This is a genomic window from Pseudorhizobium marinum, assembly GCF_000705355.1.
Lineage (GTDB): Bacteria > Pseudomonadota > Alphaproteobacteria > Rhizobiales > Rhizobiaceae > Neorhizobium > Neorhizobium pelagicum.
Window position 1 is genome coordinate 54,661 of the sequence record NZ_JMQK01000007.1, and the last position, 21,395, is coordinate 76,055.

Consider the following 21,395-nt stretch of genomic DNA (forward strand, 5'->3'; position numbering starts at 1 on the left):
CGCGCAAAAACGATGCCGGCGCTCGCGAAAGCGTCAGCGGTGCGTTCTTGTCGGGCCATATGCGCGGGTCAGGCGCACAGGCCCTCTACCGGGACTCGGACAGAGTAGACATCAAAACTCCAATGGGACGGGCATAGCTAGCCGTACGCCGCCTCGTCGTCAACGCTCGGGTTGCCGCCTGCAAGCGTCCCACTTGGCAAAACGCCAGACTCAGTGATCTACTGCAGCCAAAACAGGGGCTGTCATGGCGACCATTCGCAACGCACGGGAAGACGAGACCGAGACGTTGAGAGATATCGGTCTCAGGGCATGGGAAAAAGCCATGCTCAATGTCGGCGAGATGGCCGGCATCCGCGACAATGCGCAAGCCGCCTTCGACAATTTCACGCGCAAGACCTGGCTCACCATCACCGTGGTCGAAAAGGGTGGCGTGGTGGTCGGGTGGGCCGCGCGCGAGGCGCTCGATGAACTGATCAGCGACTTCTGGATCGATCCGCCCCACCAGCACCAGGGCCTCGGCAGCGCGCTTCTCAGCGCGATCGAGGCGGACATCGTCCGGCAGGGATTCGACACGGCCCGGGTCGAGACCCACGCCCGCAACGACGAGGCCGTCAGCTTCTTTGAAAGGCACGGCTATCGCATCAACTGGCTGACGGCCACCTATTCGCCGAAACTCGACCGCGAGGTTCAGTCGGTCGGCCTGTCCAAGCTGCTGGTCGAGGACGCCGAGGTGACCTACGGGCCGGGCATCTAGGCGGCGGCTGGCACCAGGGCGTTCACGCCGTCCAGAAGCAGATCGGGCGCAAACAGCCAGGTCGCCCCCAGGATGACGTGGAAGGCGACGATGAGCATGAGCTGGGTGCGGAAGGGTTCCTTCCGCGTCTTGTGGCGGAGGATCTGCTGCGCCGCCACAGCGCCGAGACTGCCCCCCAGGAAGGCGAGCGTCAGCAGGGTGCTCTCGCTCACGCGCCAGGCCCTTTCGATCGCCGCCTGCTTGTCCCACCAGTAGACGCAGAACACCACGACGTTCAGAAGCAGGAAGATCAGCAGGAGGGTCGCGGGTTCATCGAGTTGCATTCTCCCAGTCTGCCATCCTGCGGTTAAGTTTGTCCCAAGGTCCGCTCTGCTGTTTTGCATTCGCATAGGGCCGCGCGCTTGCGCCACCGCCCCATTTGCTCTACCTCACAGACACCCCAACGAGACGATTTCAAGAGCATTCCATGACCCTAGTCGATGTCCGCACGCCTGATCCGAAACGTTTCATTCCCGGCGCCACCGGCGACTGGGAGATCGTCATCGGCATGGAGGTCCACGCACAGGTTCTGTCGAAGTCGAAGCTGTTTTCCGGCGCGTCGACAGAGTTCGGCAAGGCACCGAATGCCAACGTCTCGCTCGTCGATGCCGCCATGCCCGGCATGCTTCCGGTCATCAATGAGGAATGCGTCAAGCAGGCGGTCCGCACCGGCCTGGGGCTGAAGGCGCAGATCAACAAGCGTTCGCTCTTCGACCGCAAGAACTACTTCTATCCCGACCTTCCGCAGGGCTACCAGATCTCGCAGTTCAAGGATCCGATCGTCGGCGAGGGCAAGATCGTCATCTCGCTCGGTCCCGATCGCCAGGGCCAGTTCGAGGACGTGGAGATCGGTATCGAGCGGCTGCACCTGGAGCAGGACGCCGGCAAGTCGATGCACGACCAGCATCCGACCATGTCCTTCGTCGACCTGAACCGCTCCGGCGTCGCACTGATGGAGATCGTCTCCAAGCCCGACATGCGCTCGTCCGATGAGGCCAAGGCCTATATGACGAAGCTGCGCTCCATCGTCCGCTACCTCGGCACCTGCGACGGCAACATGGACGAAGGCTCCATGCGCGCCGACGTCAACGTTTCGGTCCGCAAGCCCGGCGGCGAGTTCGGCACGCGCTGCGAGATCAAGAACGTCAACTCCATCCGCTTCATCGGCCAGGCCATCGAATACGAAGCCCGCCGCCAGATCGGCATCCTGGAAGATGGCGGCTCCATCGATCAGGAAACCCGTCTGTTCGACCCGAACAAGGGCGAGACCCGCTCCATGCGGTCGAAGGAGGAGGCCCACGACTATCGCTATTTCCCGGATCCGGACCTGCTGCCGCTCGAGTTCGACGATGCCTTCATCGAAGAGCTGAAGAAGGATCTTCCGGAACTGCCGGACGACAAGAAGGAACGCTTCGTGCGCGAGCTCGGGCTGTCGATCTACGACGCCTCGGTGCTTGTCTCGGAGAAGGCGATCGCCGACTACTTCGAGGCGGTGGCTGCCGGCCGCGACGGCAAGACCGCTGCCAACTGGGTCATCAACGACCTGCTGGGCGCCTTGAACAAAGCCGGCAAAGGCATTGAAGAGACTCCGGTTTCTCCCGCTCAGCTCGGCGGCATCATCGACCTCATCAAGTCGGAAGCGATTTCGGGCAAGATTGCCAAGGATCTCTTCGAGATCGTCTGGAACGAAGGCGGCGATCCGGCCGAGATCGTCGAAGCCCGCGGCATGAAGCAGGTGACCGACACCGGCGCCATCGAGGCGGCGGTCGACGAGATCATTGCCGCCAACCCCGACCAGGTTGCCAAGGCACAGGCGAAGCCGGCGCTGGCCGGCTGGTTCGTCGGTCAGGTGATGAAGTCGACCGGCGGCAAGGCCAACCCGCAGGCCGTGCAGGCACTGGTGAAGGCAAAGCTCGGCATCGAGGAATAGGCCGATGGTCTACTTTGTCCGCACCGCAGGTGAGCGTGACCTCGACAAGGTCCGCGCGCTGCTGGTCGAGACCTTCCACGCCACCTATGATCCCTTCTTCGGACTGGTGATGGTGCAGCGGATGCTGGACAACTGGCACTCGGAAAAGGCGCTGAAGGCGCGGATCGGGAAGCGCTTCAGCGAATTCCTCGTCGCCGATAATGGCCGCGACATCGGCGGGATGGGATATGCGGCCATGTCAACGACGATGTCGAAGACGGCGATGCTTCACCACCTCTATGTCAAGCCGTCCTGCCAGGGGCAGGGCATCGGTCGCGACATTTTCGCCGAGCTCGAGACCTGCTTCCCGGATGCCGAGGTCATGCGGCTGGAGGTGGCGCTGCAGAACACGCGGGCGATCTCCTTCTATGAGCGGCTCGGCTTCTTCGAGGTGGACCGCATGGAGGAGTTTGGCGGGCCGGCCTCGGGCCTCCCCGCCGTTGTCCTTGAAAAGCCCCTGCCGGGCTGATGGGAGACGAGCCGATGCATGACGACCTTCTGATCCGGCGGGCACACGAGGAGGACCTTCCGGCCTTGATTTCGCTGTTCGCCGAAGACGAGATCGGCGGCCATGGCGACACCACCGATCCGGATGCCTTCGACGAATATCTTCGCGCCTTCAATGTCATCGATGCATCCAACAATGAGCAGTTGTTCGTGGCCGACCGGGCAGGCGAGGTGGTCGGGACCTTCCAGATCATGTTCAACCGCACCCTGACGGGCCGCGGCGGTCTTGCGATGGTGATCGAGGCGGTGCAGACTCGCCACGACATGCGCGGCCAGGGAATTGGTGCCGCCATGATCGAACACGCCCTGCAGGAGGCGCGGCGGCGCGACTGCCGCATGGTCCAGCTGACGTCGAACATGGCCCGCACCGATGCCCACCGTTTCTACGAGCGGCTGGGCTTTGCCAAAAGCCATTACGGCTTCAAGATGAAGCTCAAGTGAGGATCGCCCGGTTCGGGAATCACTGGACATCGCGCCCGGCAGGTTGCATAACCGCTCAAACAGTCACAGATCGCGCTGCCTGCAGCGTTTGCCAGAGCTGACGAAACGCACATGAAAAATTTCCTGCTTCAGATATTTACCTGGTGGAACGGACAGACCCTCGGCACCCGCTTCTTCACCTGGCGCCACGGCAAGAAGGTCGGCGTCGATGAACTGGGCAACGTCTACTACGAGGGCCCGAAGACATCGTTCGGCGTGCCGCGCCGCTGGGTGATCTTCAACGGCTACGCAGAGGCCTCGGCGATCACGCCGGGCTGGCATGGCTGGATGCATCACCGCACCGACGTCGCTCCTTCGCAGGACAACTACGTGCCGCGTGAATGGGAAAAGGGCCACAAGCCCAATATGACCGGAACGCCGGGCGCATATCGTCCCCAGGGATCGCTGGCATCCACCGGCGAGCGCCCCCGCGTCACCGGCGACTACGACGCCTGGACACCCGGCGCCTAAACACCTGTTTTGGCCACATTCGGCTTCTACCGGATAGGAGGACCGGGGCGCATCTGCTGTGCCCGGACCGGACCGAGAATGGGATCATCGATGAGGAAATCCATCCGCAAGCTGACCGTCGCAATTGCCGTGGCAGCGACCACGTCGGCGCTGTCGGCAACGGCCGTATCGGCTGCGCGCATTTCCAATCCCGTTGCCGTGTTTGCCGGTATCGACAAGATCACCGGCCGCATCACCACCTTTGACGTCTATATCGACGAGACGGTCCAATATGGCGCCCTGCAGGTCACGCCGAAGGTCTGCTACTCGCGTGACGAAACCGAGGCGCAGCGGGTGGACGGTTTCGTGGAGGTCGACGAGATCACGCTCGATCGCAAGATCCGGCGGATCTTCACCGGCTGGATGTTCGCCGACAGTCCCGGTCTGAACGCCGTCGAGCACGCGATCTATGACGTCTGGTTGACCGGCTGCAAGCAGCAGTCCGACGTTCCGGCGCCAGAGGCGACGAACTGACCACCTAGAAGGTCAGATGCGGCGAATCCATCGCCTCTTTCAGCATCTCGAGATAGGTTTCCTTCGGCACGTCGATCGCGCCGAATGTCTTCAGGTGCTCGGTGGTGAACTGGGTGTCCAGAATCGTGAAGCCCTGTGCCCTCAGCCGCTCCACCAGGAACACGAGACAGATCTTCGAAGCGTTGGTGCGCCGCGAGAACATGCTCTCTCCGAAGAAGGCAGAGCCCAGAGAAACGCCGTAGAGGCCTCCCACCAGTTCCTCGCCCTCCCAGGCCTCGACGCTGTGCGCATGCCCCATGCGGTGCAGTTCGGAATAGAGCAGCCGGATGGTCGCATTGATCCAGGTATTCGGCCGATCCTCTGCCGGTTCGGCACAGCGGTCGATGACCCGGTCGAAGGCCGTGTCGAAGCGGATGTCGAAGGGGCGTTTGCGGATCACCTTCGCAAGGCTTTTGGAGAGATGGAAGCCGTCGAGGGGGAGGACCCCGCGGATCTCCGGCTCGACCCAGAATATCTCCGGGTCGTCAGCGGATTCCGCCATTGGAAAAAGCCCAATGGAATAGGCGCGCAGCAAAATGTCCGATGTCAGTGTCGGGTAATATTTGCCGCGGCGCCCTATCATCTGTCTCCCGCTACTTGTCGCCGGCCAGATAGTTTTCCAGCCAGTGGATGTCGTAGTCGCCGTTGGCGATGTCCTGGTTGGATACGAGATCCTGGAACAGCGGCAGCGTCGTCTTGATCCCGTCCACGACGAACTCGTCGAGCACGCGGCGCAGGCGCATCATGCATTCGACGCGAGTGCGGCCATGCACGATCAGCTTGCCGATCAGGCTGTCGTAGTATGGCGGGATCTTGTACCCGGCGTAAACACCCGAATCGACGCGAACGCCCAGACCGCCCGGCGCATGGAAATGCGTGATCATGCCGGGCGACGGCACGAATGTGCGCGGATCCTCGGCGTTGATGCGGCATTCGATGGCATGGCCGGAAAACACGATCTCTTCCTGCGTGACCGAAAGCCCGGCGCCTGAGGCGACGCGGATCTGTTCATGCACCAGATCGATGCCGGTGATCGCCTCGGTGATCGGATGCTCCACCTGCAGGCGGGTGTTCATCTCGATGAAGTAGAATTCGCCGTTTTCGTAGAGGAACTCGACCGTGCCGGCGCCCCGGTACTTCATCTTCTTCATCGCATCGGCGCAGATCTGGCCGATCTTCATGCGCTGCTCGACGTTGAGGGCAGGGGAATTGGCCTCTTCCCAGACCTTCTGGTGGCGGCGCTGCAAAGAGCAGTCGCGTTCACCGAGATGGATGGCATTGCCTTCACCGTCGCCGACAACCTGCACCTCGATATGGCGCGGCTTGCCGAGATATTTTTCCATGTAGACGGCGTCGTTGCCGAAGGCGGCAAGTGCCTCGGAGCGCGCCGTGGTCACGGCCTCCTCGAGTTCGGCCTCGGTCTTCGCAACCTTCATGCCGCGGCCACCGCCACCGGCGGTCGCCTTGATCAGCACCGGGAACCCGATTTCCCGGGCGATCTCCAGCGCGTTCTCCGGCAGCACTTCGCCGGCAGAGCCGGGGACCACGGGGATACCAAGCTCGACGGCCGTCTTCTTGGCGGTGATCTTGTCGCCCATCAGCCGGATGTGCTCGGCCGTCGGTCCGATGAAGGTGATGCCGTGTGCATCGAGGATATCGGCAAACCTGGCGTTTTCCGACAGAAAGCCGTAGCCGGGGTGAACCGCATCGGCGCCGGTGATTTCGCAGGCGGCAACGATCTGGTGGATGTTCAGATAGCTGTCGCGCGACGGCGGCGGGCCGATGCAGACGCTCTCGTCCGCCAGCCGGACGTGCATTGCGTCGGCGTCGGCAGTCGAGTGCACGGCAACGGTGGCAATGCCGAGCTCCTTGCAGGCGCGCAGCACGCGCAGTGCAATTTCACCGCGATTGGCTATGAGGATTTTGGAGATCATGTGCCGTCGTCCTATTCGATGACGATGAGCGGCTCGCCGTATTCGACGGGTTGCGCGTCAGTGACGAGGATCTCGACGACCTTGCCGGACCGGGGCGCAGGGATCTGGTTCATCGTCTTCATCGCCTCGATGATGAGGAGCGTCTGCCCTTCCTTTACGGTAGCGCCGACTTCCACGAAGGAGCGCGAACCAGGTGCCGGCGAAAGGTAGACGGTGCCGACCATGGGCGCATTGACGGCATTCGCGTTGTCGCGTGGGGCAGGAACTGCCGGTGCGGCTGCGGCAGGCGTGGCAGCGGCGGCAGCCGGTGCGGCAGCCACAGGAGCCTGGACATACTGCGTGGCGGAAACGCGGGACACGCGGATCCGGACGTCCTCCTGCTCCACTTCGATCTCGGTCAGGTCGGTCTCGTTCAGGATGTTCGCGAGGTCGCGGATCAACCCCTTGTCGATACCGTGCTTATTCTCAGACATGGCAAACCCTATTGTTCTGTTTATCTTGTCAGTCGGTGATGTTTTTCAAGGCGTGCAGAGCCAGGATGTAGCTCGTCGGGCCAAAGCCGCAGATGACACCCTTGCAGGCAGGGGCAATCATCGAGTGATGACGGAATGCCTCACGCGCATGAACATTGGAAATATGGACTTCGATGACGGGAACGGAGATGGCGCGGATCGCATCATGGAGCGCAACGGATGTATGCGTATAGGCGCCGGCATTGATCGCCACCCCCACCGCCTTCTCATCCGCCTCATGCAGCCAGTCGACCAGCATGCCTTCATGGTTGCTTTGCCGGAAATCGATGGCGAGCCCATGGGACGAGCCGGCTGCAACACAGTCGTTTTCGATATCCTTCAACGTCTTGCCGCCGTAGATGCCGGGCTCGCGCTTGCCCAGCATGTTCAGGTTGGGGCCGTTCAGGACGAAGACCGTCTTGCTCATCGTATTCCAGTGTTCCTGTCAAAGTCAGGGGCCACCTATAGACCGCCCGCAACACAAGGAAAAGCCCCCGTTCTTTGAAAGACAGGGCTTTCCGCCAGCTTGCCTGAGCGGCTGCGGGGTCAGCAGGTGCTCTGGCCGCAGGCCCGCACGTTTGCGACTTTCTCTTCGATGGCAGCGCGGCCGACGGCTCCGAAAAGCGCTTCGTTGCCGACGACGTACGTGGGCGTGCCCGTCACGCCGATATTCGTCGCCAGCTGGTAGGCCTCGCGAACGAGGGCGTCGTTCGGCTGCTCTTCCATGGATTTGCGAATATCCGCGTCACTGATCCCCAGCGAGGTGGCAATCTCGATTGCACTGTCTTCCGTTGCCATCCCCGTTGCGCCCAGCATCATGCGATGGAATTCCGGGTACCGCTCGGGGGCGACCAGCCTGACGGCATTGGCGACGCGGTGGGCGGCGATCGACTCCGGCCCGAGGATCGGCAGCTCCTTCAGGACGAAGCGCACGTTCGGGTCGCTGGCGAGGATCTCTTCCATGTCGCCGAGGGCCTGTTTGCAGTAGCCGCAGTTGTAGTCGAAGAATTCGACGATGGTGACGTCGCCGTCCGGATTGCCGAGCACGACGTCGGTCTTCGACGAGAAGATGGCATCATGATTGGCCGCCACCGCCTGGCCCGCCATCGAGACCCGCGCCGCCTGCTGCTTGGCTTCCAGCGCAGCCTGGACCTCCAGCATCACTTCCGGGTTCTCTACGAGGTATTCCCGGATGAATTCCCCCATCTCCTTCTTCTGCTGCTCGTCGAGCGCGACCGCCGGCGAAAGCCACAGCGAAGCAATCAGCATCGAGCCGAGGGCGAGGGTCTTGGAAGGAACGGACATGGGAGGATCCTTTTGGTCGATTTGAGGCGCAGGAACGTGTCGGCGTACATGAGATTTGCGGCAAACCTACGCCGGCAGAGGAAGGTTCGGAACTGCAAATCTGCGCCGAGCACAGCTTGTGTCGTCACAACTGCGTTGGGGAGGTGGGGCCGGACCCTGTCGGGCCAACGAACAAGGGCCGCGCAGAAGACGCGGCCCTTGTTCAAGTCTCGTTTTTAGTACCGGCAGCGTCAGAAGAAGCTGCGGCGCTGCCACCAGCCGGCCTTCTTCGGCTTCGACGGATCGCTGTCGTCTGAGTCCTCGGCCTTCGGCTCGGAGCTCTTGATCACCGGATCGGAAGAGCTGATGTTGGACGCCCGGTTGGATCGGACCGGCTTGGCCTGGTCTTCCGCTGGCGGCGCCGGTGTCTCGACAACGGCAGCAGCAGGTGCCTCTTCGCCGAGCGCAGCTTCGACCTGCTCCGCGAGGACCGGTTCGCTTGCCACTTCGGCAGCCTTGGCAACGTCCGGCGTGATGATCGGTGCCGGCGCTTCCTCCGCTGCTGGTGCTGCCTCTACGGCGATTTCTTCCACCGGCGCGGCAACAGCCTTGCGGCGGCTTCGGCGCGGCTTGGCTGCGACAGGAGCATCGGCTTCCGGTTCGGCAGCAGGGGCGGTCGGGGCAACGGCCTCCGACGGCTGCACGTCTGCGGCAACGTCGCTTTCGGCGGTCGCGGCCTGGGAGGACGCATCCTCCTCGGAGCCTTCGCCCTCACTGCCTTCCTCGCCCGGACGGTTGCGGCGTCCGCCACGCTTGCCACGGCGACGACGCTTGCGCCGGCCGTTTTCATCCGTGTCGGCGCCGGTCTCCGAAGCTTCGCGTGCTTCGGTCTCGTCCTCGTCGCCTTCGTCCGAATCGTCCTCGGCGGAGGCGCCATTGTCGCTGTCGCCGTTCTCCAGGCTCATGCCTTCGCCGCGTTCGCCGTTCTTGTTGCGACGACGACGACGGCGCTTGCGCTTGCGACCATTCTGGTCGTCGCCCTGCGCCGCGGTTGCAGCGGCGGCAGGAGCAGCAGCCTTGGCCTCGCCAAGCTCCTCGTCCTCGTCTTCGTCCTCCTCGATGACGATGTCATCGTCTTCGTCTTCGACGGGGAGGGCGGCAAACTGCATCAGGCTTTCGATCTTGACCGGGTTTTCCACGGGCTCGCCGCGGTCGATCGCGAAGTGGTTCGAGCCGATGGTGTCGTCCGATTCGATGAAGATCGAGACGCCGAAGCGGTGTTCGTAGTCCACGACCGAGTTGCGCTTGTGGTTGAGCAGGTAGAGCGCGATCTCGGGCGTCGTGCGGACGCTGATGTCGTGCGTCGTGTTCTTGAGCAGATATTCCTCAACGCCGCGCAGAACGTGCAGTGCGATGGACGACTGCGACCGCACGTGGCCGGTGCCGCCGCAATGCGAGCAGACCTGCGTCGTGGATTCCAGCACCGATGCGCGGATACGCTGGCGCGACATTTCCAGAAGACCGAAATGCGAGATGCGTCCAACCTGGATGCGCGCACGGTCGTTCTTCAGGCAATCCTTGAGCCTCTTCTCGACGGCGCGGTTGTTGCGCTTCTCTTCCATGTCGATGAAGTCGATGACGATGAGGCCGGCAAGGTCGCGCAGGCGGAGCTGGCGGGCAACCTCTTCGGCGGCCTCCAGGTTGGTCTGCAGCGCCGTGTCCTCGATCGAGTGCTCGCGGGTCGAGCGACCGGAGTTGACGTCGATGGCGACGAGCGCTTCCGTCTGGTTCATGATCAGGTAGCCGCCGGATTTCAGCGTCACCTGCGGCTGCAGCATGCGGTCGAGCTGTGCCTCGATGCCGGAGCGCGAGAAGATCGGATGCAGGTCGCGGTAGGGCTGGACCACCTTGGCGTGGCTCGGCATCAGCATCTTCATGAAGTCTTTCGCTTCACGATAGCCTTCTTCACCGGCAACGATGATTTCCGAGATGTCCTTGTTGTAGAGGTCGCGGATCGAACGCTTGATCAGCGAGCCTTCCTCGTAGACGAGGCATGGAGCCATCGAGCTGAGCGTCAGCGTGCGGACGTTCTCCCACAGGCGCATCAGATATTCGAAGTCGCGCTTGACCTCGACGCGGGTGCGGTTGGCACCTGCGGTGCGCAGGATCACGCCCATGCCCTGCGGCACTTCGAGCTCGCGGGCAATTTCCTTCAGGCGCTTGCGGTCCTGCGGGCTGGTGATCTTGCGGGAAATCCCGCCGCCCCGCGCCGTGTTCGGCATCAGCACCGAGTAGCGGCCGGCAAGCGACAGATAGGTGGTCAGGGCTGCACCCTTGTTGCCGCGTTCTTCCTTCGCCACCTGCACCAGCAGGATCTGGCGGCGCTTGATCACTTCCTGGATGCGGTACTGCTTGCGCGGCCGACGTACGACGCGGTCAGGAACCTCTTCCATGGCGTCTTCTGCGCCGACGGATTCGATCTCTTCCTTCTCGCCGTTGTCGTCGTCGTCATCATCGTCGTCATTGTTGCGACGGTCTCGGATGTCTTCGGAGATCGAATCGGTCTCGACCATGGCCGCCATTTCGCCGGGCGTGCCCTTGTCGTCGCCATCGGACGTCTCGGGAGCTGACTCATCGGCCGTAGCCTCGACCGCTTCCGCGTCCACGGGCTTCTTGCGCGCACGGCTGCGGCGCGGCTTTGCCTTCGGCTTTTCCGGTTCGACGGCGGCTGCTTCGCCGGGGCTGACCTCGGCGGCTTCGGCACCGGCCTCGCTGGCGGCCGCTTCCGCCGAAAGTGCGGCCGGCTCGTTGACGTAGGGCTGTTCGGTCGACGCCGGGTCGACGGGATCCGCCGAGTCGTCATCGGCGATCCGCCGCTGATCTTCCGCTTCGGCCTGCTTCAGGGCCTGCCGGTCGGCATGCGGGATCTGGTAGTAATCGGGGTGAATTTCGGCGAAAGCCAAGAAACCGTGACGGTTGCCGCCATAATCGACAAAGGCTGCCTGCAGCGAGGGCTCGACCCTCGTCACCTTTGCCAGATAGATATTGCCGCGGATCTGTTTCTTGTGTTGGGACTCGAAATCGAATTCTTCAATACGGTTGCCGCGAACGACGACTACCCGCGTCTCCTCTTCGTGAGACGCGTCGATGAGCATTTTGTCTGCCATGTAAATTCTGCTCCTCGGCGCAGCCGAGCAGGTGCAAAAAGGCCTGCCGCTAGGACAGGCCGTTCATGCATGATGGTGATTGCGCCGGAAAAAATGGTTCCCTTTGAACGATGTTGCGGCGACAGCCGGACGGCTGACGGAGCATTTGGCTCCTTCAGGGTATCCAGGTTCTGAAACACTTGCCGAGACATGAAAGTCCAAACGAGAACGACGATATCTTAGGCCTCGAGGGCCGGTGGAGGTGCTCTTGTTGAGCTTGGGTGGCGCGCCACCCAGTATGTGACCGGCCAACGCCGGATGAGATCGAGTATCAGGAATAAAATGTACAGACGGCGGATGAACTGCTCGGATTCGGCGCCAGGTTCCTTTTGGGCTGGCCAGCCTGCGGGCAGACTATCCCGTCAACACTTTAGTCCTTAACCGCCTTGTATGGTTTCCGTGACATAATAGCAAGGGAAAAGCCCGTACCGCCATATTCTCGATTGAATTAAGAGGCTAGTGGAAGCCGTTGATTCGTAAGCGCCGATCAGCAAAATCATGCATGTTCGGGCGCCCACGAAAGACGGGGACATTGAAGTCGGCAAGCGGGACGACGTCGGAATGATGGTTACCAGAGGGCGCATCGCTGCGCCGAAGCGGTTGATCGCGCGAATCGGACGCGGCGCCGTGTTCGGCATTCTTTCCGTCGCGCTGTTGGGCGTCGGCGGACTGCAGGCTGCGGACAAGCCGCTCCTGGCCTTTGCGGCCCGTATCGCCGGCGATGATGCCCGCACCCGGATCGTCATCGATTTCGACGAAAAGCCGGAGTTTTCCGTTCACTATGTGGCCGCGCCGGAACGGGTGGTGGTCGACCTTCCGGCAACCGCGTTCGGCTTTCCCGACGAGGATCTTGCCGCGCGCGGCCTGTTCAACGACATCCGCTTCGGCGCCATGGACGAAACCAGTGCCCGTCTTGTTCTGACCGCCAAGCGGCCGGTGCAGTTGAGCCTTGCCGAGGTGCAGGAGGGCGAGAACGGCGAGTTCCGCCTGGTTCTGGATGCGGAGATGGCCACGGCCGAGGCTTTCCAGAAACTTGTCCAGGGCCAGGAGTGGGAAGGCAGTGCGGCTGCCGCCGATGAGTCTCTGGCCGCCGTCGACGATGACGCCTTCGTCGTGGCAATCGATGCCGGCCATGGCGGCATCGACACCGGAGCGATCGGCACGACGACGCAGACCCCGGAAAAGGCGATCACGCTGTCGTTCGCGAAACTGCTCGCCGAGGAACTGGGCGGCGAGGCGGGCATCGACGCCGTGCTGACCCGCGACGACGATGTATTCCTGTCCCTCTCCGAGCGGGTGACGCTGGCGCGCCAGGCGAAGGCGGACCTGTTTATCTCCCTGCACGCCGACACCCTCAGCCAGAAGGACATCCGTGGCGCGACCGTCTATACGCTCTCCGACCGCGCCTCCGACCGCATGGCCGAAAACCTTGCGGCGCGTGAGAACCTTTCCGACCAGATCGCGGGAATCCGCCTGAAGGACGAGCCGCCGGAGGTCGCCGACATCCTCCTCGACCTGACCCGCCGCGAGACCCAGGCTTTTTCCGTGACGCTCGCGCAGAACGTCCTCAGCTCGTTCGAAGGGCAGGTCGGCCTGATCAACAACGCCCACCGTCACGCCGGTTTCCAGGTGCTGCGCGCTCCCGATATCCCGTCGGTGCTGCTGGAACTCGGCTTCCTGTCCAATGCGGATGATGAGAAGCTTCTTCTCGACGAGGCCTGGCGCAAGAAGGTGAGCAGGCTGCTCGTTGACGCGGTCGGCCGTTACAAGAACATGGCGGTTGCCAACGGCGGCTGAGGGGACGGCGGGTTGCGGGTTGGCAACACCGCCATCAGAAACGCACCTGGCGCAGAGCTGGGAGCTGGGAGGAGGGGACTCGAGCCCTATTTTCCTCACATTCAAACCGTTAGTCGCAGCCAAGTGCTACGGCGACTCGGTTGCTGAGCCTATGCCTGCTTGCGCAGGGACATCCGCCGTGCAAAACCGCATCAATCGTGCATGGTGTGCTGGCACCGAATGACAAGCCGAACGGTAGCTTCGATATGATCAGACTTATTGGGTATTTCTTTGGATTGGCATGCGTTCTGTTTCTGGGCGTTGCCGTCGTCGCCGCGATTTATCTCGCCGGCGTTTCCCGGGATCTGCCCAATTACGAGGTTCTGAATTCCTACGAGCCGCCCGTCGCCACCCGCGTCCATGCGGGCAATGGCGCCCTGATGGCCGAGTATGCCCGCGAGCGGCGTCTCTTCCTGCCGATCCAGGCGATCCCGGACCGGGTCAAGGCGGCCTTTCTTTCGGCCGAAGACAAGAATTTCTACAATCATCCGGGCGTCGATCCGGCGGGCTTGGCGCGCGCCATCGTCAACAACCTCCAGAACATCGGTTCCGGTCGCCGGCCGGAAGGCGCATCGACGATCACCCAGCAGGTGGCGAAGAACTTCCTGCTCAGCAACGACCAGACCATCGACCGCAAGGTCAAGGAAGCCATTCTGTCCTTCCGCATCGAGCAGACCTATTCGAAGGACAAGATCCTCGAGCTCTACCTGAACGAGATCTTCTTCGGCCTGAATTCCTACGGCATCGCCGGGGCGGCGCTGACCTACTTCGACAAGTCCGTGACCGAGCTGACCATCGCCGAGTCCGCCTATCTGGCGGCCCTGCCGAAGGGCCCCAACAACTACCACCCGTACCGGCGTGAAGCCGCGGCCATCGAGCGCCGCAACTGGGTCGTCGATCGGATGGCCGAAAATGGTTACATCACGCCGGCCGATGCGGCCGAGGCCAAGCAGCAGCCACTCGGCGTGAAGCCGAGGACCGGTGGTTCGCATCTTGCGGCCTCTGAATATTTCGCCGAGGCGGTCCGTCGCGAGATCATCGAGAAATACAGCGACGACACGCTCTACGAAGGCGGCCTTTCCGTCCGCACCTCGCTGGATCCGGAACTCCAGGTTCTGGCGCGTGCCGCTCTCCACAATGGCCTCGTCCAGTACGACGAGCGGCGCGGCTTCCGCGGTCCGCTCTCCAGGATCGCCGTGAGCGGCGACTGGGGGCCGGAGCTCGCCAAGGTACCAAGCCTTCGCGATGTGCCGGAATGGCAGGTCGCGGTGGTGATTGCCGTCTCGAGCAAGGAAGTCGATATCGGGCTGCAACCTTCCACGGATGCCGGCGACAAGGTTGATGAAGCACGCAAGATGGGCGTGATCAAAGCCGAAAACATGAAGTGGGCCTACCGCGACGCCGCGGGCGAGCGGAAGACGGCGAAATCGCCGGAAGGCGTTCTCGAGCCGGGCGACGTTGTCTATGTCGAGCCGATCGCCGACGAGGAAGGCAGCTATCGCCTGCGCCAGCCGCCGAAGGTGCAGGGCGGTTTCGTCGCCATGGACCCCAACACCGGCCGCGTGCTGGCCATGGCCGGCGGCTTTTCCTACGCGCAGTCGGAATTCAACCGCGCGACGCAGGCGATGCGTCAGCCGGGCTCCTCCTTCAAGCCGTTCGTCTACGCGGCCGCGCTCGACAACGGCTATACGCCCGCTTCGGTGATCCTCGATGCGCCGATCGAAATGGTTTCGGGCGGCCAGGTGTGGCGACCGGAAAACTACGGCGGCGGATCGGCCGGCCCGCAGACCCTGCGGCTTGGGATCGAGAAGTCCCGCAACCAGATGACCGTGCGGCTGGCGCAGGACATGGGCATGGAGCTCGTAGCGGAATATGCGGAGCGCTTCGGCATCTATGACGACATGCTGCCGGTGCTGGCCATGTCCCTTGGCTCTGGGGAGACGACCGTGCTGCGCATGGTTTCCGCCTACGCGGTGATTGCCAATGGCGGCAAGCAGATCAAGCCGACCGTCATCGACCGTATCCAGGACCGCTATGGCAACACCATCTTCCGCCACGAGGAGCGCACCTGCGACGGCTGCAATGCCACGGCCTGGACGGGCCAGGACGAGCCGACCCTGGTCGACAACCGCGAGCAGGTCCTCGACCCGATGACCGCCTACCAGATCACCTCGATGATGGAAGGCGTGGTCAAGCGCGGAACCGCGGCCGGCAAGATCAACATTTCGGATCGTCCCGTCGCCGGCAAGACGGGCACCACCAACGACGAGAAGGATGCCTGGTTCGTCGGGTTCACGCCCAACCTCGTGGCCGGTGTCTACGTCGGCTTCGACACGCCGGCACCGCTTGGTCGCGGCAGCACCGGCAGCGGGCTTGCTGCGCCGATTTTCGCCGACTTTATGGAGAAGGCGGTCAAGCATCTGCCGGCGGAGAAATTCCTTGTGCCGGAAGGAATGCAGTTCATCCCGGTCAATCGGACGACGGGCATGATGGCCTTCGAAGGCGAACCGGATACGATCGTGGAAGCCTTCAAGCCCGGAACCGGCCCGGCCGACGTCTTTGCCGTCATCGGCGAGGGCGAGTACCTGCCACCGGAAGAAATCCTCGAGACCTCTCCGCAGGCGCAGCAGGCGGTCACATCCGGTGCGGCCGGCCTCTTCTAGCCTGAACCAAGGGACATCTCTGCGCCGGCGCGGCCTTTACATCCGCGGCCGGCGCAACTATGTCCACCCCGTCTTCCAATCAAGCGAGAGTAAGAAATACCCATGCGGGCTGAAATCATTGGCGTCGTCGACGAAATCAAGCAGGCCATAAGCCTGCTGAGGAGGCATCTTTGACTGGGATCAGGCGGTACGACGGCTGGACTGGCTGAACAACAAGGCAGAGGATCCCAACCTCTGGAACGATGCCACCGAAGCCCAGAAGCTGATGCGCGAGCGCCAGCAGCTCGATGACAGCATTGCCGGCGTCAAGCGCCTCGAGCAGCAGCTGAACGACAACATCGAGCTGATCGAGATGGGCGAGGAAGAGGGCGACGAGAGCATCGTCAAGGATGCCGAGGACGCCCTGAAGACCCTGAAGGCCGAATCGGACCGTCAACAGGTCGAGGCGATGCTGTCCGGCGAGGCCGACGGCAACGACACCTATGTCGAAGTCCATTCCGGCGCTGGCGGAACCGAGTCCCAGGACTGGGCCAATATGCTGCTGCGCATGTACACCCGCTGGGCCGAACGCTCCGGCTACAAGGTCGAGATCCTGGAAATGCACGACGGCGAAGAGGCAGGCATCAAGTCCGCGACGATCCTGATCAAGGGCCACAATGCCTATGGCTGGATGAAGACCGAATCGGGCGTGCACCGCCTCGTGCGGATCTCGCCCTATGACTCGAATGCGCGGCGGCACACGTCGTTCTCGTCGGTCTGGGTCTATCCGGTCGTCGACGACTCGATCAACATCGATATCAACGAGAGCGACTGCCGCATCGACACCTTCCGGGCCTCGGGCGCCGGCGGCCAGCACATCAACACCACCGACTCGGCCGTCCGCATCACGCACATTCCGACCGGCATCGTGGTGTCCTGCCAGCAGGAGCGTTCGCAGCACAAGAACAAGGCCAAAGCCTGGGAGATGTTGCGTGCCCGCATGTACGAAGCAGAGCTGAAGAAGCGGGAAGAGGCGGCCAATGCCGAAGCCGCGTCCAAGACCGAGATCGGCTGGGGGCACCAGATCCGCTCCTACGTGCTGCAGCCCTACCAGATGGTCAAGGACCTGCGCACCGGGGTGGAGAGCTCCGCGCCGGACGATGTCCTGAACGGCGACCTCAATCCCTTCATGGAAGCGGCTCTTGCCCACCGGATCAGCGGCAAGGCCGACGCTGGCATCGACAACGTCGACTGACAGCCCTGGACCGGACGATGATATGAGAAGAGCGGCCGCATCGACGGCCGCTCTTCTGCATTTTAGGGGGGCAACGCACTGGAATGACGCTTGGCGTCAGTTGGCCCGGCCTCAAGCGCGGCTTGTGCGATCTCAGTTGTTGAACTGCTCGGCCACGATGCGGTCCGACCAGGAGTGGTCCGGATCGGACAGGATGCGCGCCGTCATCTCCTGGGACTGGGCGATCTCTACGTGCAGCACCGACTTCACCTCCATGTTGTCGGCGACCGCGTTCACCGGGCGCTTGTCGGGCTCCAGAATGTGGATGTCGACGCGGACCTGATTGGGCAGAAGGGCGCCCCGCCAGCGGCGCGGCCGGAAGGCGCTGACCGGCGTCATGGCCAGCAGCGGCGCTTCGAGCGGCAGGATCGGCCCATGGGCCGAAAGATTGTAGGCCGTCGATCCCGCCGGTGTGGCGATCATCAGCCCGTCGCAGATCAGCTCGTCGAGCCGCACCTGGCCGTCGATCTCGACGCGCAGCTTGGCGGCCTGGTAGGACTGCCGGAACAAATAGACCTCGTTGATGGCCAGTGCGATGGAGCTCGTGCCGTCGGCATTGGTTGTCTTCATCTGCAGGGGATGCAGCGTGTTTTCCACCGCGACTTCGATCCGCTCCCGCAGGTTCTCGGTGCGGTAGTCGTTCATCAGGAAGCCCACGGAGCCGCAGTTCATGCCATAGACGGGCTTGCCCGAGCTCATCGTGCCATGCAGCGTGTGCAGCATGAAGCCGTCGCCCCCCAGCGCCACGACGACGTCGGCGTCATTGTCGGAGATATTGCCGTAGATGCTGATCAGCTCCTCGCGCGCAGCAAGAGCCTCGGGGGCGGAGGACGCACAGAAAGAGAGGGACTTGGCTGGGTTCGACATGGCTCGCCTCGTATTAGCGGCCATACCTACCCGCAAAAATCCTTTGAAGACAAGCGCTTTGCGCCTGAACCGGTACTCCCGATCGGCTACCCCGGGAGCCGGAGATCTCGACAAAACGCAATTTTTCCCTTTACAGGAAAGCAGAATCTGGTAACTCGACGGCATTGGAAATGCCCTTGTAGCTCAGTTGGTAGAGCACCTGATTTGTAATCAGGGGGTCCCGAGTTCGAACCTTGGCGGGGGCACCAATTCATCTTCTCAGGCGTAGGCCTGTGCCACGCATTTCCCCTTCTGTAGGCCGTCCGTCACCACTGCTGGCTCGCCTGCATGCGCGCAAAACTGCGGCCGTCGACGGCCCCTCCGCTCCACAGCAAGAAGAAGAGCGGAACCAGCAGGTTTAACTGCGATTCCAGGCCAGCCATAAACCGGTGAAACAGCCTCACGGGCGACTTCATTCGGTGATGCTTCAGCATCCGTCGCTCTGTGGGGGGGCGAAACCGCGGCGCTGCTGCGTGTCAGGACCTCCAACGAATACGGCCACATCAGCTCTCTACCCCATAGTTCGCGTGCATCGCGTTAATTATGGGTGCTCTTTAATTTGAGTGTTTCTATTCGGCGGGTGTGCTTCTATACAGTTGCTCTGATTGGAAAGTGCGCCCGGTATTTAAGTATATTTTGTTTTTTTCCACAAAGGCGGATTCGTTGCTCATGAAACTTTGCCGTCGCCACGCTGAAAAGTTACTGTTCTGTACCCGCCGATCATGCCGTCCGCGGTGACTATGAATATCGTGTGTGTGCTTTGCGAAGGAAGAATTCACGTGGACGGAAGACAGCGGTGCGGGGGAAATGGTGCCTCAAGGTTTTTCTAACGTCATGGGCCCGATCATTGCCAGGGCTCGATCCTCGCATGCCATCGTCAGTACGTTCGCCGCCGGAATAGCCACGCGGCTGCTCATCTTCGTGATGACGATCCTGGTGGCGAGGCACCTGTCGCCGGAGGGGTATGGTCAGTTCACCTTCGCAACCGGCTGCGCGATGCTGATCGCGCAGACTGCCGGCCTCGGCTGGCCGATGCTGATGTCGCGGCTCATTCCGTCCTTTCGGGCGCAGAGCGACTGGTCGTCGCTGCGATCGCTGCTGCGGTGGGGCGATATCGTGGTGCTCTCGGCGGCTGTGGTCGCAACCGCGATTGTCGCTTCGCTGTCGCTCTTTCCCGGTGCCCGGTCCGAGATCGCGATCGGTCTGGGGATGGCCCTGGTCCTGATCATCCCCAGTGCAATCAATCTGGCCCGTCGCAGCCAGCTCGCCGGCGCCCGTCGCCCCGCACTCGGGATCCTGCTCGACGAGGGGGTTCCTCCGCTCATTCTGATCGCGGCCCTGGTCATCGGCGTCGTCGCGGATGCCCGGCATGCGGTCATCCTGTTGGCCATTTCGACGGCCCTGGCGGCGGCGGCCGCCACTGTGGCGCTCTGGCGTGCCACGCCAAGGGAGGTCTGGGCGGCACCGGCACAGGGGCAGCCTGCGGTCTGGATGGGGATGGCCTTTCCGCTTCTCCTCGGTCTCCTGTCGAAGCTGGTCATGGATCGGATGGACATCCTGATGCTCGGTCCCCTCGCGGGGTTCGAGGAGACCGGCTACTACGGATCCGCCTACCGCCTGACCTATCTGGTGACGTTTCCCCAGGTCATGCTGATGACGGTGATGACACCGATGCTGAGCGAGATGCATGCGTCCGGCCGGCTTGCGGCCATGTGGCGGGCATTCGGCCTGTCGAGCATCTTCGCACTGGCGACCTCGGTGCCGGCAAGCCTTTTGCTTTTCATCTTTTCCGACGAGATCATGACGCTCGCCTACGGCGCCCAGTATGCCCCGGCGGGATCGACATTGCAGGTTCTGGCCATTGTCCAGACCTTGACGGCGCTTTCGATACCCTGCGCCAGCCTCCTGATTGCCAATGGCCAGGGCCGTTCCTATGGTGTTTTCAGCCTTCTCGGGCTCGCGGTCAACGCGGGCCTGAACCTTGTCCTTATCGATGCGATGGGTGCAGCGGGCGCGGCCCTGGCCTCTCTGGCCGGCGCTGCCCTCATCTTTTCGGGGCAGGGGTGGCAGATCCTGAAGCTTTACCGCACGTCCAACATGAAGGACTGATCCATGTCCAAGCACTTTTTCCAGAATGCGACCTTGCGGCTCGTTCTGCTGAAGACCTACCGGGCCTATGCCCGCTCCATGGTCTGGCGCCAGGGGCCGAAGGTGTTCATCAATTCGATCCCGAAGGCAGGCACGCACCTTGCCACCGCGATCATCGAAGAGGTGCCGGGACTGATGCAGTCACGGCTGCACGTGGAGATGTGGGATATCCACAAGGGGCCGGAGGCCGTGGCGCCGATCGAGGTGTTCCAGCCCGATATCGAACAGTTCCGGCGCATGCTGGCGACTGTCCGGCCCGGACAAATTGCGACCGCTCATCTTCCCTGGCACCCTGGACTCTATGAGGTCGCGAAGGAGATGGGGTTCAAGACGATCTTCGTCACGAGAAAACCGGAAGATGTCGAGCGGTCCACGCTTTACTACATCAAGGGGCTGCGCCGGCATTTCATGCATCGACGCCTCATGGAGGATTACCAGACGGATGAAGAGCGGCTTGCGGCAGTGCGCCAGGGCATTCCTCCCCGTTTCCCCGGCGATGCCGCCCTTGTCGGGACCAATGAACTGCGCGAGCGATTCATGGGCTGGGCCCAAAATGACGAGGTAAACGGGTCCCTAGTCCTCAATTTCGAGGATATCGTCGGATCGAGGGGAGGCGGATCCCATGCAGCCAGAAAGACTGCCATCGGTGCAATTCTTCGTCACCTTGACCTCGAGCCGTCTGAAACTCTAGTCAATCAGATCGACTCCCGGTCAGCCGACAAGAAGAGCTTCACCTTCAGGAGCGGAAAGATCGGCAGCGGTGCTCAGTCAGCTTGAGCATCGCAGCAGAGGTCAACGTTCCAGCGGTATTGCCGATATAGGTGCATATCACCTGAGCTGATGAGGCGAACTCGTCAACCG

20 protein-coding genes and 1 tRNA gene are annotated in these 21,395 nt (G+C 62.4%); 12 read left to right on the plus strand and 9 right to left on the minus strand.

All coding sequences use genetic code 11. The annotated features are described in order from the left end of the window. Nucleotides 1-244 precede the first annotated feature (244 nt). Complete coding sequence (locus tag EO99_RS0110745; RefSeq protein WP_029618643.1) at nucleotides 245-754, plus strand: GNAT family N-acetyltransferase; 510 nt, start codon at nucleotides 245-247, stop codon at nucleotides 752-754. Here the strand turns inward: EO99_RS0110745 and EO99_RS0110750 are convergent. Further along, nucleotides 751-1,077, minus strand: coding sequence for a DUF1294 domain-containing protein (locus EO99_RS0110750; protein ID WP_029618644.1), 327 nt, complete (start codon nucleotides 1,075-1,077; stop codon nucleotides 751-753). The two genes, EO99_RS0110745 and EO99_RS0110750, sit on opposite strands and share 4 nt — an antisense overlap. A 143-nt stretch (nucleotides 1,078-1,220) precedes the next feature. Between EO99_RS0110750 and gatB the strand changes: the two genes are divergently transcribed. The 5 genes from gatB (at nucleotide 1,221) to EO99_RS0110775 (ending at nucleotide 4,733) form a co-directional block, all read left to right on the plus strand. Next, nucleotides 1,221-2,723: an Asp-tRNA(Asn)/Glu-tRNA(Gln) amidotransferase subunit GatB gene (gene gatB, locus EO99_RS0110755; protein ID WP_029618645.1), complete on the plus strand. Its 1,503-nt coding sequence runs from the start codon at nucleotides 1,221-1,223 to the stop codon at nucleotides 2,721-2,723. A gap of 4 nt (nucleotides 2,724-2,727) precedes the next feature. After that, nucleotides 2,728-3,231 carry a GNAT family N-acetyltransferase gene (locus EO99_RS0110760; protein ID WP_029618646.1) on the plus strand — a complete coding sequence of 168 codons (504 nt, stop codon included), beginning with the start codon at nucleotides 2,728-2,730 and terminating at the stop codon, nucleotides 3,229-3,231. Between the two features lie 14 nt (nucleotides 3,232-3,245). Further along, entirely contained in the window at nucleotides 3,246-3,710 is a 465-nt protein-coding gene (locus EO99_RS0110765) for a GNAT family N-acetyltransferase (protein WP_037111632.1), read from the plus strand. 111 nt (nucleotides 3,711-3,821) lie between these two features. Continuing rightward, nucleotides 3,822-4,220 (plus strand): NADH:ubiquinone oxidoreductase subunit NDUFA12, encoded by a 399-nt coding sequence (locus EO99_RS0110770; protein ID WP_029618648.1) that lies wholly within the window; start codon nucleotides 3,822-3,824, stop codon nucleotides 4,218-4,220. Nucleotides 4,221-4,310: 90 nt separating this feature from the next. Continuing rightward, on the plus strand, nucleotides 4,311-4,733 hold the full coding sequence (locus EO99_RS0110775) for a DUF2155 domain-containing protein (RefSeq protein WP_029618649.1): 423 nt from the start codon (nucleotides 4,311-4,313) through the stop codon (nucleotides 4,731-4,733). 4 nt (nucleotides 4,734-4,737) lie between these two features. On the opposite strand, the gene aat is transcribed toward EO99_RS0110775, so the two are convergent. The 6 genes from aat to EO99_RS0110805 form a co-directional block, all read right to left on the minus strand. Then, complete coding sequence (gene aat / locus EO99_RS0110780) at nucleotides 4,738-5,355, minus strand: leucyl/phenylalanyl-tRNA--protein transferase (protein ID WP_029618650.1); 618 nt, start codon at nucleotides 5,353-5,355, stop codon at nucleotides 4,738-4,740. A gap of 10 nt (nucleotides 5,356-5,365) precedes the next feature. Next, on the minus strand, nucleotides 5,366-6,706 hold the full coding sequence (gene accC, locus EO99_RS0110785; protein ID WP_029618651.1) for an acetyl-CoA carboxylase biotin carboxylase subunit: 1,341 nt from the start codon (nucleotides 6,704-6,706) through the stop codon (nucleotides 5,366-5,368). Nucleotides 6,707-6,717: 11 nt separating this feature from the next. Next, nucleotides 6,718-7,179 (minus strand): acetyl-CoA carboxylase biotin carboxyl carrier protein, encoded by a 462-nt coding sequence (gene accB / locus EO99_RS0110790; RefSeq protein WP_029618652.1) that lies wholly within the window; start codon nucleotides 7,177-7,179, stop codon nucleotides 6,718-6,720. 28 nt (nucleotides 7,180-7,207) lie between these two features. Further along, nucleotides 7,208-7,645 carry a type II 3-dehydroquinate dehydratase gene (gene aroQ / locus EO99_RS0110795; protein ID WP_029618653.1) on the minus strand — a complete coding sequence of 146 codons (438 nt, stop codon included), beginning with the start codon at nucleotides 7,643-7,645 and terminating at the stop codon, nucleotides 7,208-7,210. Nucleotides 7,646-7,764: 119 nt separating this feature from the next. Further along, nucleotides 7,765-8,523 (minus strand): DsbA family protein, encoded by a 759-nt coding sequence (locus tag EO99_RS0110800; protein WP_029618654.1) that lies wholly within the window; start codon nucleotides 8,521-8,523, stop codon nucleotides 7,765-7,767. Nucleotides 8,524-8,753: 230 nt separating this feature from the next. After that, nucleotides 8,754-11,669, minus strand: a complete 2,916-nt coding sequence (locus tag EO99_RS0110805; protein WP_029618655.1) for an Rne/Rng family ribonuclease — start codon at nucleotides 11,667-11,669, stop codon at nucleotides 8,754-8,756. Between the two features lie 603 nt (nucleotides 11,670-12,272). On the opposite strand from EO99_RS0110805, the gene EO99_RS0110810 reads away from it, so the two are divergent. From EO99_RS0110810 to prfB, 3 genes are all read left to right on the plus strand, one after another. Then, the gene (locus EO99_RS0110810; protein ID WP_029618656.1) at nucleotides 12,273-13,505 is read left to right on the plus strand and encodes an N-acetylmuramoyl-L-alanine amidase; all 1,233 of its coding nucleotides are present in this window, start codon (nucleotides 12,273-12,275) and stop codon (nucleotides 13,503-13,505) included. Nucleotides 13,506-13,750: 245 nt separating this feature from the next. Then, on the plus strand, nucleotides 13,751-16,207 hold the full coding sequence (locus tag EO99_RS0110815) for a penicillin-binding protein 1A (protein WP_029618657.1): 2,457 nt from the start codon (nucleotides 13,751-13,753) through the stop codon (nucleotides 16,205-16,207). Between the two features lie 102 nt (nucleotides 16,208-16,309). Next, nucleotides 16,310-17,441, plus strand: a protein-coding gene (gene prfB / locus EO99_RS0110820; protein WP_156034728.1) for a peptide chain release factor 2 whose coding sequence is annotated in 2 segments (ribosomal slippage) — nucleotides 16,310-16,378 and nucleotides 16,380-17,441 — 1,131 coding nt in all. Because the reading frame shifts where the segments join, the coding sequence is not laid out codon by codon here. Nucleotides 17,442-17,573: 132 nt separating this feature from the next. On the opposite strand, the gene EO99_RS0110825 is transcribed toward prfB, so the two are convergent. Continuing rightward, a complete protein-coding gene (locus EO99_RS0110825) occupies nucleotides 17,574-18,347 on the minus strand; it encodes an NAD kinase (RefSeq protein WP_029618659.1) in 774 nt (257 codons plus the stop codon). A 172-nt stretch (nucleotides 18,348-18,519) separates the two neighbouring features. On the opposite strand from EO99_RS0110825, the gene EO99_RS0110830 reads away from it, so the two are divergent. Further along, a tRNA-Thr gene (locus tag EO99_RS0110830) sits at nucleotides 18,520-18,595 on the plus strand. Between the two features lie 57 nt (nucleotides 18,596-18,652). On the opposite strand, the gene EO99_RS27395 is transcribed toward EO99_RS0110830, so the two are convergent. Further along, on the minus strand, nucleotides 18,653-18,820 hold the full coding sequence (locus EO99_RS27395) for a hypothetical protein (protein WP_156034730.1): 168 nt from the start codon (nucleotides 18,818-18,820) through the stop codon (nucleotides 18,653-18,655). A 400-nt stretch (nucleotides 18,821-19,220) separates the two neighbouring features. Between EO99_RS27395 and EO99_RS0110840 the strand changes: the two genes are divergently transcribed. Next, nucleotides 19,221-20,495 carry an oligosaccharide flippase family protein gene (locus EO99_RS0110840; protein ID WP_029618660.1) on the plus strand — a complete coding sequence of 425 codons (1,275 nt, stop codon included), beginning with the start codon at nucleotides 19,221-19,223 and terminating at the stop codon, nucleotides 20,493-20,495. Between the two features lie 3 nt (nucleotides 20,496-20,498). Then, the gene (locus EO99_RS0110845; RefSeq protein ID WP_029618661.1) at nucleotides 20,499-21,311 is read left to right on the plus strand and encodes a hypothetical protein; all 813 of its coding nucleotides are present in this window, start codon (nucleotides 20,499-20,501) and stop codon (nucleotides 21,309-21,311) included. The last annotated feature ends 84 nt before the right edge of the window (nucleotides 21,312-21,395 follow it).

What these genes read in the sequence shown, in the direction of transcription:
- EO99_RS0110745 (WP_029618643.1), top strand. Translation starts at nt 245, where the DNA reads ATGGCGACCATTCGCAACGCACGGGAAGACGAGACCGAGACGTTGAGA.
- EO99_RS0110750 (WP_029618644.1), bottom strand. Translation starts at nt 1,077, where the DNA reads ATGCAACTCGATGAACCCGCGACCCTCCTGCTGATCTTCCTGCTTCTG.
- gatB (WP_029618645.1), top strand. Translation starts at nt 1,221, where the DNA reads ATGACCCTAGTCGATGTCCGCACGCCTGATCCGAAACGTTTCATTCCC.
- EO99_RS0110760 (WP_029618646.1), top strand. Translation starts at nt 2,728, where the DNA reads ATGGTCTACTTTGTCCGCACCGCAGGTGAGCGTGACCTCGACAAGGTC.
- EO99_RS0110765 (WP_037111632.1), top strand. Translation starts at nt 3,246, where the DNA reads ATGCATGACGACCTTCTGATCCGGCGGGCACACGAGGAGGACCTTCCG.
- EO99_RS0110770 (WP_029618648.1), top strand. Translation starts at nt 3,822, where the DNA reads ATGAAAAATTTCCTGCTTCAGATATTTACCTGGTGGAACGGACAGACC.
- EO99_RS0110775 (WP_029618649.1), top strand. Translation starts at nt 4,311, where the DNA reads ATGAGGAAATCCATCCGCAAGCTGACCGTCGCAATTGCCGTGGCAGCG.
- aat (WP_029618650.1), bottom strand. Translation starts at nt 5,355, where the DNA reads ATGATAGGGCGCCGCGGCAAATATTACCCGACACTGACATCGGACATT.
- accC (WP_029618651.1), bottom strand. Translation starts at nt 6,706, where the DNA reads ATGATCTCCAAAATCCTCATAGCCAATCGCGGTGAAATTGCACTGCGC.
- accB (WP_029618652.1), bottom strand. Translation starts at nt 7,179, where the DNA reads ATGTCTGAGAATAAGCACGGTATCGACAAGGGGTTGATCCGCGACCTC.
- aroQ (WP_029618653.1), bottom strand. Translation starts at nt 7,645, where the DNA reads ATGAGCAAGACGGTCTTCGTCCTGAACGGCCCCAACCTGAACATGCTG.
- EO99_RS0110800 (WP_029618654.1), bottom strand. Translation starts at nt 8,523, where the DNA reads ATGTCCGTTCCTTCCAAGACCCTCGCCCTCGGCTCGATGCTGATTGCT.
- EO99_RS0110805 (WP_029618655.1), bottom strand. Translation starts at nt 11,669, where the DNA reads ATGGCAGACAAAATGCTCATCGACGCGTCTCACGAAGAGGAGACGCGG.
- EO99_RS0110810 (WP_029618656.1), top strand. Translation starts at nt 12,273, where the DNA reads ATGGTTACCAGAGGGCGCATCGCTGCGCCGAAGCGGTTGATCGCGCGA.
- EO99_RS0110815 (WP_029618657.1), top strand. Translation starts at nt 13,751, where the DNA reads ATGATCAGACTTATTGGGTATTTCTTTGGATTGGCATGCGTTCTGTTT.
- EO99_RS0110825 (WP_029618659.1), bottom strand. Translation starts at nt 18,347, where the DNA reads ATGTCGAACCCAGCCAAGTCCCTCTCTTTCTGTGCGTCCTCCGCCCCC.
- EO99_RS27395 (WP_156034730.1), bottom strand. Translation starts at nt 18,820, where the DNA reads ATGCTGAAGCATCACCGAATGAAGTCGCCCGTGAGGCTGTTTCACCGG.
- EO99_RS0110840 (WP_029618660.1), top strand. Translation starts at nt 19,221, where the DNA reads ATGGGCCCGATCATTGCCAGGGCTCGATCCTCGCATGCCATCGTCAGT.
- EO99_RS0110845 (WP_029618661.1), top strand. Translation starts at nt 20,499, where the DNA reads ATGTCCAAGCACTTTTTCCAGAATGCGACCTTGCGGCTCGTTCTGCTG.